Here is a 13,490-nt window from a genome sequence, read left to right as displayed (position 1 = left end):
TTCCTTAGGCTCCCTCCGTGTAGCTGCTTTTTGAAACGGAATCCTTCTGCACACCGAAGCCTACCCGCAGTACCTTTTTCGGGCATACGCTCTGGCAACTGCCGCACAGAATACATTCATTACTGTTCATATCTCTATTCTGTACCATTTCCTGGACCTTCAGGCTCATCGGGCAAGCCCTGTCGCACTTCTTGCAGCTGATACAGTCCTCGGTTCTGGCCTCCAAATGAAGTGAGGGATAACCCAGTTTGTTCTTAAGGGTATTGCCCAGGACCATGAACGGAGCCATCCAGCAGAGGGAATGACAGAAGGATCGCCGCCCGAACATTAGAGACACACTTACTATTAATAATACGACGGTAAAGTACGTAATGAAAGCCGGAGGGGCAGAAACAGAGATTCCGTAGTCGGTAAAATATATCGGATTGACGGATTTGATCCCGCCTGCACTCATAAACCCGGCCAGAATGGACAGCACCCACGGTACCCAAATCAGATATTTAATGAGGTTCTGTTTGCGGCTTGCAGGTTTGTTCACGACCTGGCTACAAGCCTCCTGCAAGCCTCCCGCCGGACACAACCAGCTGCAAAAGGCTCTGCCAAACACCAGCGAGAAGCCAAAAAGTGCGGCAAACAGCAGAAAGCTTCCGGTGGCTATACCGGCAAAGCTGCCTTGGACAATCAGGTAGGGAGAGAAATAATTCAAGGTAACCGGGAACAGCAGCATTGAAATCAGCAGGAGAGTCTTTCGAGTCTTTTGTTGCCGCATGCTTCATCACATTCCATTCTTCTTAGAATATAGGCTTCAGGCCAGAACGTTGTATATCATGATGATATAGTTTATGGTATCAAGTTGAGATAGATGCTGTCAATGAGCTTTTTGTCATTTTCGATTGCCTGGAAACCTGCTGAAGGTATTTTTAGTAATGTTGACAAGATTCATGAAAAGATATACTTTAATTAAAGTACTCTAAATAAAGTATATGGATGGTGTTGAGCGATGAAGTTGTTTTTCAAAAATAAAGCGGTCATGAGTGGTGTGTTCATGATGATTTTTTACCAGATCATAATGATCGGAGTCTTTACTTCCGGTTATAGTGCGATTCCGAAGAATATCGGCGATCTCTCGGTGGCAATCGTGAATGAAGATCAGCAGTACGGGGTGGAATTTGCGAAGCAGCTTGAGCAGGATCTGCCGTTTCGTGTTCAGACGAATACCAATCTAAAGACGGCTCAGCAAAAGCTTGAGGACCGGGACATTTATCTGATTATGCACATCCCTCAGGATTTTACGCAGAAGCTTTCTGCTCCAGACCAGCAAGTTCAACTGAATTATTATATTAACCAGTCCAATCCGGCTACCACCAACAGCACGGTGCAAAATGTAGTAACGCAAATCACAGACAAAATCAGCGCCCAGTTGCAGACCAGCAGCATTGAAGGTGTACTGCAAAACGTGAAGATGCCCGAGGCACAGGCCAAGGAAGTTGCCGCAGACATTGTGAATAAAGTGCATGCCAATGTGGTGGCCTCCAATCCCCAGCCAGCCGGGATGCATAACCAGATGGCTCCGATGTTTCTGACGATGTCCTCTTATGTCGGGGCTATGATCTACTCCATGATGGCCATCGGTGCATTAAACCAGTTAAAGGGCAAGCTTGGAAAATGGAAAGCCTTCCTTTCGCTGCAAGGTACCAATGCAATGATCGCTCTGATCGTCCCATTGATCGGGCTTAGTATTTATTTCGCCATACACGGATATGGGGCTAGTACGTTTGTTCATATGTGGCTGCTGCACGCTCTGGAATTATTTGCAGCCATTCAGTTCACCAGTATTTTCTGCCTGCTATTTGGGCAAGCTGGCATGATGCTGAATCTACCGCTCTTGCTGATTCAGACCATCGCCAATGGATCGGTGGTGCCACAGGTGATGATGCCAGGGTTTTTCAAAGCCATCAGCCATATTTCCGTGATGTTCTACACGGTTCAGCTGGACTATAATTTGCTCTTTGGAGGAGGGAACTCTGCATTTCTGCTGCTTGGTCTGGTCCTCGTCGCCGTTTCGGCTCTCACCATTAACGCAGTGATCCACCATTTCAAGCCGTACAGCAAATTAAGTCCTAATGCTGCACCGCAGCCACTCTTCATGTAAAATAGAAAGAGCCGACCTGCCAATTACGGCAGCCGGCTCTTTTCATATATCTTCTAGGAGGAGTCTTATGTCGCTTCAAATATTCATCCTTGGCATCCTGAGCGAAGGAGAGCATCATCCTTACGACCTGAAGAAGCAAGTTCTAAAGCCTATCGATAATTCATTTCCGATCAATGACGGAACTCTTTACTATAATTTTGAAATTCTAAATAAAAAAGGGCTTATTCGTAAAATCAAGGTCGTGCAAAGCGACAACCGTCCCGAAAAAACAACCTATGGAATCACAGAAAAGGGCCGTGAAGCGCTGGTGGAAGAGATTTATTCCATTTTCCAAAACTTCACGGATGTCACTTCCTTGTACTCCTCACTCCTATTCCTGGATAAGGTGGACCGCAAGAAGCTCGCTTATATGATTGAGGAAGCCATTGAGCGGTTGAATAAAAGAAAGCTATTGATTGAAAACAGCGATCCCGAGTTGTCAACCGTTCCCGATTCCCAAAAAATCCCCGTCGGGCTGATTTCAGATCATGCCTATCATTCTGTTCAAAATGATATCAACTGGCTGCATAAGCTGCTTCTTGAAGTGCGTAGTTAAGCAAGAGAACCCTCGACATTCTAATTAAATTTAAGCATAAAAAAATGCCCAGGCTTGGGGTTAGCCAGGCCTGGGCAGGTGATGAATGTGACGTTGTTACTATTCAAGTCATTATGCTGATGGGGTTGCCGGTTTGTCTTCAGCGATCATCGTCCGGTTCCTGCCGTTGCTCTTCGCCAGGTATAGCGCCTGATCCGCCTTCTCCAGCAATCCCTCCTGATCTGAAGCATGCTGCGGGTAATGGGCGATGCCCTGAGACACTGTAACCTGTGACGGAATGGGACCCTGGCTCTGCTCCAGTGCCCGGCGGACTCTTTCTGCAACCTTGAAGGCTTCTTGCGGACGGGTACGGGCCAGCAGAATCACAAACTCCTCACCGCCGAAGCGATGGCACACATCATCCGGACGAAGCGAGGAAACAATCACACCGGCTACATGCTTCAGCACTTCGTCACCGGTAACATGGCCATAGGTGTCGTTCACGAACTTGAAACGGTCCACATCCAGCACAATCAAAGAAAATGGTGTCCCCGAAGCGATCCACTGACTGAGCGTGTACTCCAGTGATCTCCGGTTCTTAAGCCCGGTCAGCGCATCTGTCGCAGCTTCCTGCGTCAGTTGATCCGTCTGTTTCTGAATGTCTGCCACAGCCAGAAAGACAGCCTTGGTCAGCAAATCGGCCTCCCGGCTCCAGTGCGGCTTGGCTTCCGGAATGACAACCTTCTCCTTGCCCATCTTGCTTACCAGATCCGCCAGATAGGCAAAAGGCCGGGCCAGCCTGCGCGCCACCAGGATCACACCAACCAGCAGTACAATAAACGGAACCAGTGAGTAGCCAATAATAGTCTCAATATGCCCGATCAGCTGCTGGTGGATCAGACTCAGCGGCGAGACGACCACAATTCCCCAGCCGTTCGCCGGAACACTGGAGTATCCGGCGAGCAGATCGATACCCTGAAGGTTACGAACCTGCTGTTCCCCACTCTCCCCCTTCATCAGCTTCTGCACAACCTTATTGCTGCTGACATCCATCCCGGAGAGCTGCTTGTCCGGATGATACAGCAAATGCCCGTCGGAATCGACAATATAATAGTAGGAGCCCAAATCGTCCACGCTGTTATTTCCGAATATCCTGGAGAGCACATTATTCTCCTGCAGATAAATCGTACCGCCCAGTATACCCAGATATGTACCGTTGCTGCTGAAGATAGGTTGACTTAAGAACACAATCAGTCTTTTGGTGTTCGCAGTCATATATGGAGCGGATATGTAGGGCTTTTTGAGTGCCAATGCTTCCTTAGAGGATTGAGAACTAATATGCTTGCCTGCGGTGCCTATGGTGGACGGTTCTACGTTGCGGACAACCCCGTCAGTACCTATTACTACGATGGAATTAAAATAATTGCTGCTGTTGCGCATCAATTCCAATTGATGGTCCACTTGCTCAGGCGCCATAACGTCCATATTGGAAAGCACCCGTGCATTATAGGCCAGACTGCTGCCAATGGATTGAAATAAGGAATCCATCGTCCTGGACATGCGGTCCGCATTAGTGAAATTCAGATGGAGCGTCGTCTCCATCAAAGATTGTCTTTTGGAGTCATAAGAGCCAACCAGCATAATGGTTGAGGTTAGCAGAACCACCAGCGTCACAAGGCCTGTAAGCAGCGATGTCAGACTGAGCTTCTTCCTTTGACGTGGCCCGGCTTTTCTCAGTGTAAGCAAACGATAAACCCTCCTTGATTTCTGAAAACTATATAAATCCATCATACAACAAATAATATCGTTATTCGACAAAGAATCCATGCAAAATGGCGTGCAAATGGTTCCCCCATTTGACACGCCATTATTGCATCAGGTTCTGCTGAACATCCCCGTCCTACACTACCTGCTATTGAACTGCCGGCTGCTGCCCACCAGGTTCTTCAAGCGGCAGTTCGGGCTGCGGGTTCTCTTGCTGGAGCATATCAGATTCCTCAGCGGCGGCCCCTTGAATCATCGTTCCATTGAACAATGAGGTGATTTCAGCTGCAGTTAGTGCCCGGCTGTAGATCAGAAAATCATCAATGGCACCGTTCAAATTGGGATCGCCATATTGGGATTTGCCGATATAGTTCTGAGTCGTAACGCCAAGACTTGAAGGCTTCAGCGACATGGCGGTATTCACAGCAACTTGCACGCCATCAACATAGAGGCGGCCCGTCGTACCGGACAACGTCACCGCGACATGCTTCCATTGCCCGATTGCAAGCGGGGCAGAAGCCGTAAGCTGCTGTTCTGAACTGTTGCCGCCGTTTGTAATCGCAAACCGCATGCCGCCGCCTCCACCTGTCTGGGGGGCCAGGAACATATTTGTAGTCGTGTCGGTGCCAAAATCAAAGATTCTCGCCCAGTCATTATTCGCGGTAATGCGTACCCAGGCTGAGATCGTAAAATCGTTCAGCTGGCTGAGCACTCCAGCTGGCAAAGAAGCATAAGCACTGGTTCCGCTTAAGCCCAGCGCATTCCCTGCTCCAGTCCGGCCGGTAACCCAGGATGCTGTTCCTGTCAGAACGGCATGATTGGCACCATATGAAGAATCGGTCACTGTTGTGCCTGAGGATTGGTTCATTTTATAGTTGACGACTATATCTGTTACCGGTGTGGCTGTCCCCTGCTCAACCTTCACCTCGTAGGATGCTGCTGTACCGATATTGAGACTGGCTATTGCCGTTTGGCCGTTCACTGCCGTGAAACTTCCGGAGGCTACATTATTGACGGTTACATTATAGGTTCCGGCGGCAAGCCCGCTGAAGTCCACTTTTGTGATATGGGCAGTGCCGGGTGTTACATTGCTGAGTGTGAAGCTGACACTGTTCTTTGCTTTGGCGACTGTTGCCAGGCTGTATCTGTCACGTCCCAGGGTCATGCCCCATTTTTCCGTGATCAGATTAAGGCGCTGAAATACGCCGTCCTTCGGAACAATAATATAATTACCGCCGCTCTCCGTTACATCACAGCCATAGCCGTAGAGGCCAAAGATCGGGTCGACCGCTACATCGGAGCTAAGAATCTTGATCGCACCGAACAGTCCGAGGTCGGCTTCGCCGGACATGCCGCGCCATCCATTGAACAATGGGCCGCCATCCAGACCGAGTGCGCCATTGTTGCCTTTCATGGCTTGATACGTCCAGGACACCGCCCCAATATCCGCCGGATCGGAGCTGATCTGGCCTGAGTTGATGGCATTTACATTGGCAATCTTGGCAGCATAGCTGAGCCTCTGCTCTACCTCAGGCGCAGTGGAATTGCTGCGTACCCAATCGTCCATGGCAGTTCCGGCCAGCGATGCTGTGTATTGGAACTGCCACCAGGGCTCCCCGTTGATAGTCACCGGATCGGTATAGAAATACCAGACAGGCATTTTTCCGCGGACAGCACGGGTTTTGGTATTGATTTTGCCTTTAATCGTATTGTTGTTCTTCATTTTGGCCAGCATATAAACGGCTTCTTCACCTGTGTTGTCATAGTTGTATTCCGAACCGTACGGGTAAGCCGTACTTGCGAAATTGTTGTATTTGGTGTTCATTTTTGCGATAATATCGTTCGCCTGGGAGGTATAGCCCTCATCTTGCAGCGCTTTGATAATCTCTGGAGTAGTTACTTCTCCCATCAGACCCGTGTTCCAATTATAGGCGACTGGCCCGTCATAGAGAGCCTTCATAATGTTATAGGCCCGCAGCAGATAGGTGCTGCTCGTCTCTTTGTAGCTGATCAGGCCAGGGTACAACTTGGAGATTTTATACATACTGAAATACGTGTTGTAAATATGCGGGTAAGCATAACCCCGGTACGTTGGGGTATCATTCGGAGGCGCCATAAGGAAGTCCGGCACCAGATAATCGGTGTGATGTCCAGCCATCAGGTTGTTCCAGATCGTGGTATCCAGATACTGATCGAGTGCTGTAATTTCTGATGTGACGGGTTTCTGGACATTTTTCTCGGCAAGGAATTGAGCGTGTGTGTACCCCCAGTCATCTCCCCAGCCCCAGTACCCTGCAAAGTTGTTGCGTTTGGTGTTCGACTGCATCATCCAGTCGTCGAACGCCTTGTCCCGGATATCTCCGGGCACATTCCACTGCTGATTGTTCACCATAAAGGTCGCATGACGCTGAAGTGCGGCATCCACGGCTTCAATGGCGTAGAACTGCAGGGTTGTCTTTTCACCGCTGCCATAATTCACTGTAATATTGTTGGGACCCAGGTGATTCATCTGGAGTGAATACAGCTTGTGGTCACCCGACGCAGTGCCAATTGAGGTCACGGTGGTTTCAGACGGATATTGTGCGGTCACGGAAGTAATGGTCTTGGAGGTGCGGAGATCGAATTTGGCGGTCTGATTGACCGGCACGATCATCCCGGGGACTACAGTGGTATCAATCATCCCTTCGGAATACAGCCGGTCTTTGACGGCCTGCTCACTGGCGGCTTTGAAAAATTTAAAGGCATAGGTTTTGCTAGCTCCTGGCGCCAGGGTCAGGCTGCTGTTCGGCAGATATCCGCTGCCGGTGCTTTTGATCACATTGGAATGGATGTAATAGACTGAGAGGCCTTCGACCCAGCCGCCTTGATCGCCTGCCCATTTACTGCCGGGATGCTGCTGAATACGCCAGTTGTCCATATACTCAAAGCCTGCGCCGGTTGTGCTGTCCGGGACAATCAGGAGCGAGGGGCCGATGCCGCTGGGCCGCTGGGCAGTGACATAAGAGCTGTTATTACCGATGAAGGACTGGGTGACCACCCGTGTTTCATAAATCTGCTCATTGCTGCCTCCGGTCCAGAATTCATTGAAGGGAAGAGGCAGGCCAAAGTCTCCGATCTCCAAAGTCTGTGTGCTGGTATTGGTCACTTGAATCTGCCAGAGCAAGTAATCGCTTACAAGACTATAGCTTTCATTCACGCGGAAATTTCGGATTCCTTCGGCATTCGTTGAGTTTTGATAGGTAATGTTGACAGTGTTGCCGGATTGGCTTTGTGTACGGGCATCAGCCGACTTGTTGGTCCAGGCTTTGGTCCAGGCACCGTTATTGAGCCGGTAAGTGAACATAAGCTCGCCCAGCCATTGATGGTCCGCTGTATTCTGGTTAGGGGCATTGGTAGCATTCATGACGTAGTTGGTAGGAAAATTATCTCCGGTTAGCTTCAGGCTGGAGATATCGCCATTGGAACCGGTACTGACCTGGAAATTGCTGTTCGACAAATCATAGGCAAAGGCAGGCTGGGCAAACCACAGAAATCCTGCGGCGGCAGCAGTGAAGACTGCACTCAAAACGGTCCTTCTTACAGAACGGGCCTGAATCTTCTCCAGCATAGATTTAACCTCCTGGTTGAAGCGGAATGTACAGTATTTGTCTACTCCTCCACTACGCTTGATCCCTCTCTAAACTCCCCCCCCTTTCAGAATCTCTTTGCCCTCCATCGTAATGCTTAAAAATTGTTGTAATTCATCTACCATATTACAGTCTGTGCTGTAAAAGAAAATCGAGATTTCCAACCTTATTTTTAATCATTTCAACCTATATGGGTTGAACAGTCTATGAACTGGAAATTCGTCATTAATCGGCAGGATAGTCCAATTCATTTCGCGAATAATCTACATGGGAGGTTATACGCAACCTCGAAAAAATAAAAAATGGATGTGATCGATATGGGCGTTGATTTTACTGCAATCTTTGAATATCAAAATGTTGAATTCAATAAATTTTTCATAGATATTCAAAATAGAGATATATTTACTTGTTTTCATGAATACATAGAAGATAAAAAGGCTAATGTTAGTCATTCTGGCTGGTCAGTAGATAGTAATTTTAGCAAGTATTTTGAAATTCATTGCCCTGGTATGCATATTATCTTTAATAAATCAGGACTTTGTTGCATCTTTGGCGGACCAAGGTGGGATTATTTCTTAACTAATGAATCTGAACGAAATAGGGTAAGTGGAGCTTGTATGGAAGTTGCAAAGCACTTTCTAACAAATGAAATAATTTATTTACCCGATCACTATGGATTAGACTATATCTACTCTGATCATAATTGGGATGCATTAACAAAATCATTATATCGACGTCTAGGAAAACCACGTGAATCAATTGAATTAATCTATAAAGAATATGAGGATAGTATTGATACTGATGGTTATTACATTGATAAATTTAATATGTGAGCTACTTTTTCAGACATTCGCAATAGTTTTCGAAGAAGCTGGGCGGCTAAGTCGACCCGTGGAAACTCCAGAAAAGAGGGCAGATATGAAGAAATATATACTAGTATTATTTGGTTTCATGATTATAAGCGCTTGTAATAAAAGTACAAACTATCAAAATGTCGAAATAATGGGTCCGTCAATGGAACCGACATATAAAGAGGGTCAAATAGTTAAGGTAGAAACGGATTATTATACTCAGCATGAAATAAAACGGAATGATCTTGTGTACTTTCATATGGATCCGAAAAATATAAAGTATGTTAAACGAGTTGTAGGTTTGCCCAACGAAAAAATAGAAGTAATGAAAGACAAAATACTAATCAATGATGTTCAAATCGTATTGCCGGTTGCTATGGTAGACAACCCAAATGTTGGTGAATACACAATAGGAGCAGATCAATATTTTGTAATTGGAGATAATTATAGCAATAGTTTGGATAGCAGGTCCTTCGGTACGATTAGCAAAGAACAAATTCTTGGGAAGATCATAGAATAACCTAGCACCAACATTTACGCTGTAATATGAAGGAAGGGCATTGATGCTGAACCGAACATCCTTTTATATAATCTTTTTCATTATAATTCTTATCTTGCTATCCATAATCGAGCCTTCCGTTAAGATGGGATTGTTCATGGCTATCATGATCACATCATTCAAATATATAGACACATTTTTGCATGAACTCGGGCATTTTTTTGCAGGGAAACTGGTTGGGTATGAAATAGAACGTGTAGTAATCGGAGATCGGAAACCCATTTTTAGTGGGGTCGTCTTTGGAACATCGTTTATATTTTGCTATGGCTTCGGCGGGTTAACTGTTCCAGGTACAAGTGTTAAGATCAGCAAGCTGCGTCTTTCTGTTTTTGCTCTCGGAGGGGTATTCTTTCAGATTTTTATTATTAGTATAATCTACATTTTATTTGGAATTGGTAGTGAAGAAAATTATTTTCTCCCCCTTCTATTTATGTTTTTGAATCTAATCACCATAGTATATAACTTATACCCAAGAACCTTTATCCAAGACGGAAGGGTATACCTTAGTGATGGATTACTTTTCAAAAAAATAATAATGATGAACACAACCGTTCAATAAGGAATAACTACGGTCACAACCGTTCCCACCCCGGGCTCCGATTGAATCTGAAGTTCCGCCAGACCTCCGTACATCAAATTCAGCCGTTTTTTGACATTTCGCAGTCCTATGCCTCCGGCGTCGCGAATCAGCATGTCCTCGATATGCTCTTTGGACATCCCTACCCCATTATCCGAAACGGTAAAATACAGCCGTTCCCCGGATCTCCGGCCTGTAATCTTAATCCTTCCCCCGCTCACAACCGCCTCCATACTATGGATAATAGCATTCTCGACAATAGGCTGGAGGAACAGCTTGGGAACCACCTTCCCGGGAGGCAGATTCTCCAACTCGTATTCCACCTCAAACACTCCGGCATAACGTTTGCCCATAATATGTGTGTAGCTCCTCAGCCAGTTCAGATCGTCCTCCAGCAGAACCTCCTCCTGGCCGTTGTTCATCGTATACTGGAGCATAGTGGATAGGCTGACAATCATTTGACTGATCTCGTTCTCCTCCCGCTCCAGGGCCATCCAGTTGATGATATTGAGCGTATTGTAAAGGAAATGGGGATTGAGCTGGAGGTTGAGCGCCAGCATCTCTGCTTCTTTCTCGCGTCTGGTGCTTTTGTAATTTTCATCGATCAGCTCAAGAATCCTTTCGTTCATCTGATTGTATCTCTTCACGAGAATGCGAAATTCCAATTGCGGCTGGTCCGGAATCTTGGTGGAAAAATCACCGGCCCCGGTTAATTGAATCGCGGCCATCATTTTTTTGATCGGTTTCGTCAAATGGCTGGAAATTACATAGGCAATGCCCACTGACAATAGAAGCAGGACCAGAGTAATGCCTAGATCCGTATAGCTGACGGTCGGCAGGTTGCGGACCAATTGGCGGTACGGGACAACGTATACGGTAACCCAACCTGTTATGGCGGAAGCGGCATAACCAATCAACACGTCCTCTTTTCCCTGCTTGACCAGAGCAGTCCCTGTCACAGATGTGAACTTGTCCTTATACCATCTGTTCGCATCTGTCATCCCCAGAAGTGAATTGTCCGGGTAGGTGACGATCTGTCCTTCTCTGGAGACCACATAGAAATAAGACCCCTGCACAGCAGGCGTCTGAGCCATATACTGCCGGTAATACTCTTCATTAAAATTAATCAGCAGCACCGGCCGCTCCACACGCTGAGGCCAGCTGCGGCTCATGCCGTCGATGACGGGTGAAATGTTAAGCAGCCGCCCTGCTGAGAAAACCATGCGGAACTTGGCGTCCATTCCACCTAATTGAGGCTGTCCGTAGATTCTTGTCCAATCGTAGGTGGGGAACCACAGCAGGCTCCCGTTCACATCCGCTATCTTTTGGTATATATAGGAGTGTACGAACCCGGACGGCGGAACGGAGACAAACGGTGAATTGGTGGTATAGCCCGTAGCGCCTCCCCCGAAGCTGTAATAACTGGTAACCAGCTGCACAGAATAGAAGTCCTGCTCGTTACGGAAATACTTGTTCAGAATTTCAGTTGCTTTGCGGTCCATTCTTAACAGCTCTTCATCGGTCCGGGGCTGCTGCCGGTCAAAGAGGGTGAATAAGTCCGGGTCTGAAATGAGGTCAATGGTTCTGGATTCGATATGATTCAGCATCAAATCGCTGATCTCTGTTTTCTTTTTCACGATCTCCAGGATACTGTCTTCGGCATTGCTGACTATGATGTCCGAGCTCGTCTTATAGTTGATGACAGCGTTCGTCACCGAAGGAATCGAAATCAGCAGCACAAAACAGAGGATCAGCTTGGTCCTCAGCTTCATATTTTTCCACAGATCCCGTTTGTCACGGTAGATATACCGGTATCCAGCCATAATTCCTCCATAAAAGCCGTCTAGATTTCAGTCAGTTTGCGCGTCAAGGCGCGGTATTCTTCCGGTGTGAGACCCGTTTCCTTTTTGAAGACTCGGTTGAAATATTTGACATCATGATACCCTAGCTGCTCTGCGATCCGGTACACCTTCTCATTAGAACTCCCAAGCATTTCTTTGGCCTCATTCAACCGTAGCCGGGTTACATATTGATTGAAGGTCAGATGGAGCCGGCTCTTGAAAAACTGGCAGAAATAGCTGGAGCTAAAGTGAAACATGGCGGCGACCGCTTCCTGGGAAAGGTCCTCCCTATAGTGCTGGTCAATATAATCAAGACACCGTGACATCACTCCCTCCTTCCGTTCCCGCTTCGCTTCCGCCACACTTTGGGCAATGTCCTCCAAAAGCCTGGCTGCGGACGCAATCAATTCTGGACAGCAGCGAATGCCGTCGCCCAAGCAGGAGGCGCGCTGCAGCAGAGCTTCCTGCACATCCTCTCTTATACTATCGAGTTCATAAATCACCCTGGACAGAAGGTGCTTGACTTCCCGCACCAATTCCTCCGGTAAAGGCAGGGCCCCTTCTCCAAGCATCCGGCGGACCGCTTCCTCTGCCGCCGGCCCGAAACCTGAAAACCCATCCCAGCCTTCGATTACCTCCTTTAGCCTACCCGGAATCCGGGTATCGGAGGTAAGCATCCGGCTGGCGTCCAGCCCCCCATCTGCCGCCAAATATACTTGCGGCTCCCCGGGCTGTGCATAAAAGCAGCGTGCAGCCGCACAGCGGGCTTCGGTATAAGCACGGGCAACATCATCGTATAAATGCTCTGAAGGAGCGCTGATCCCCACAGTCAGCCGGAGCTGTTCAAGCATCTGGAGCATACCGGAGTCAGGTTGTACGCTGCTTGCCGCTACCAGCAGACCGGGATCCTGACGGGAAGTAAAACCCGTATGAAAACCAAAGGGCCGCAAGGATGCCGTCACCTCTTCCGCAGCCCTTTCCCCGTTGATATAGACCACCAGCAAGCTGCCGGAGCCGCTGAATCCAAGCATAGTCAACACTTCTTCTCGGTCTGCCGGGGTTCTTAGTTTCCCTTCCAGCCAATGGTTCAGGAGGCGTTGACGATAGGCGGGTTCTGCCACATCCAGCCGGATGGCAAGCCGTTCATATTCCTGCCGGGTGGCGTACTCTTCCTCCAGGCTCTTTTCCGTCTTCTCAAGAACAGTAATGAACTTCTGCGGGTCAAGCGGCTTCAGCATATATTCGGAAGATCCAAGACTCATCGCTTTTTGCGCATATTCGAAACGGCTGTATCCGCTTAAATAAATGACCCGCCGCGGAGCAGGCTGAGGCGTAAGCTGTTCCAGGAAATCCAGTCCGTCCATGAGCGGCATCCTAATGTCGGTGATAATAATCTGGAAGCAGCGGGCGCTGCAGATCTCAAGGGCCTCCCGGCCATTCCTGGCTGTAACGATCCCGTATTCCGGACGCAAGCGGCGCAGCATGCCGGAGAGTCCGGTGAGGTGAGCAGGTTCATCATCTACTAACAGAATATCGTACATGCTGT

10 protein-coding genes are annotated in these 13,490 nt (G+C 48.0%); 5 read left to right on the top strand and 5 right to left on the bottom strand.

What is annotated here, in order from left to right:
• Nucleotides 1-4: 4 nt before the first annotated feature.
• Nucleotides 5-769, bottom strand: a complete 765-nt coding sequence (locus tag A3849_RS06605; protein WP_074110688.1) for a 4Fe-4S binding protein — start codon at nt 767-769, stop codon at nt 5-7.
• Between the two features lie 231 nt (nt 770-1,000).
• Between A3849_RS06605 and A3849_RS06600 the strand changes: the two genes are divergently transcribed.
• Together A3849_RS06600 and A3849_RS06595 are read left to right on the top strand one after the other, a co-directional pair.
• A complete protein-coding gene (locus A3849_RS06600; protein WP_074110687.1) occupies nt 1,001-2,152 on the top strand; it encodes a YhgE/Pip domain-containing protein in 1,152 nt (383 codons plus the stop codon).
• Between the two features lie 67 nt (nt 2,153-2,219).
• Nucleotides 2,220-2,747, top strand: coding sequence for a PadR family transcriptional regulator (locus A3849_RS06595; protein WP_074110686.1), 528 nt, complete (start codon nt 2,220-2,222; stop codon nt 2,745-2,747).
• Between the two features lie 111 nt (nt 2,748-2,858).
• Here the strand turns inward: A3849_RS06595 and A3849_RS06590 are convergent, their stop codons facing one another.
• Together A3849_RS06590 and A3849_RS06585 are read right to left on the bottom strand one after the other, a co-directional pair.
• Nucleotides 2,859-4,472, bottom strand: coding sequence for a sensor domain-containing diguanylate cyclase (locus tag A3849_RS06590; RefSeq protein WP_074110685.1), 1,614 nt, complete (start codon nt 4,470-4,472; stop codon nt 2,859-2,861).
• A 166-nt stretch (nt 4,473-4,638) separates the two neighbouring features.
• Nucleotides 4,639-8,097 (bottom strand): DUF5695 domain-containing protein, encoded by a 3,459-nt coding sequence (locus A3849_RS06585; protein WP_074110684.1) that lies wholly within the window; start codon nt 8,095-8,097, stop codon nt 4,639-4,641.
• Nucleotides 8,098-8,433: 336 nt separating this feature from the next.
• Between A3849_RS06585 and A3849_RS06580 the strand changes: the two genes are divergently transcribed.
• The 3 genes from A3849_RS06580 (at nt 8,434) to A3849_RS06570 (ending at nt 10,085) form a co-directional block, all read left to right on the top strand.
• Nucleotides 8,434-8,949 carry a hypothetical protein gene (locus tag A3849_RS06580; protein ID WP_143191751.1) on the top strand — a complete coding sequence of 172 codons (516 nt, stop codon included), beginning with the start codon at nt 8,434-8,436 and terminating at the stop codon, nt 8,947-8,949.
• An 85-nt stretch (nt 8,950-9,034) separates the two neighbouring features.
• On the top strand, nt 9,035-9,487 hold the full coding sequence (gene lepB, locus A3849_RS06575) for a signal peptidase I (protein ID WP_074110682.1): 453 nt from the start codon (nt 9,035-9,037) through the stop codon (nt 9,485-9,487).
• A 136-nt stretch (nt 9,488-9,623) separates the two neighbouring features.
• Nucleotides 9,624-10,085 (top strand): hypothetical protein, encoded by a 462-nt coding sequence (locus tag A3849_RS06570; RefSeq protein ID WP_178382625.1) that lies wholly within the window; start codon nt 9,624-9,626, stop codon nt 10,083-10,085.
• Here A3849_RS06570 and A3849_RS06565 read toward each other — a convergent pair.
• On the bottom strand, nt 10,079-11,926 hold the full coding sequence (locus A3849_RS06565) for a sensor histidine kinase (protein WP_074110680.1): 1,848 nt from the start codon (nt 11,924-11,926) through the stop codon (nt 10,079-10,081). The genes A3849_RS06570 and A3849_RS06565 overlap by 7 nt on opposite strands.
• Before the next feature lie 20 nt (nt 11,927-11,946).
• Nucleotides 11,947-13,485, bottom strand: coding sequence for a response regulator (locus tag A3849_RS06560; RefSeq protein WP_074110679.1), 1,539 nt, complete (start codon nt 13,483-13,485; stop codon nt 11,947-11,949).
• Between the last annotated feature and the right edge of the window lie 5 nt (nt 13,486-13,490).

This window comes from Paenibacillus sp. P46E (assembly GCF_001909095.1).
Classification (GTDB): Bacteria; Bacillota; Bacilli; order Paenibacillales; family Paenibacillaceae; genus Paenibacillus_AQ; species Paenibacillus_AQ helianthi.
Note: the sequence above shows the minus strand (reverse complement) of the source record. Positions and strands in the feature narration are given on the sequence as shown.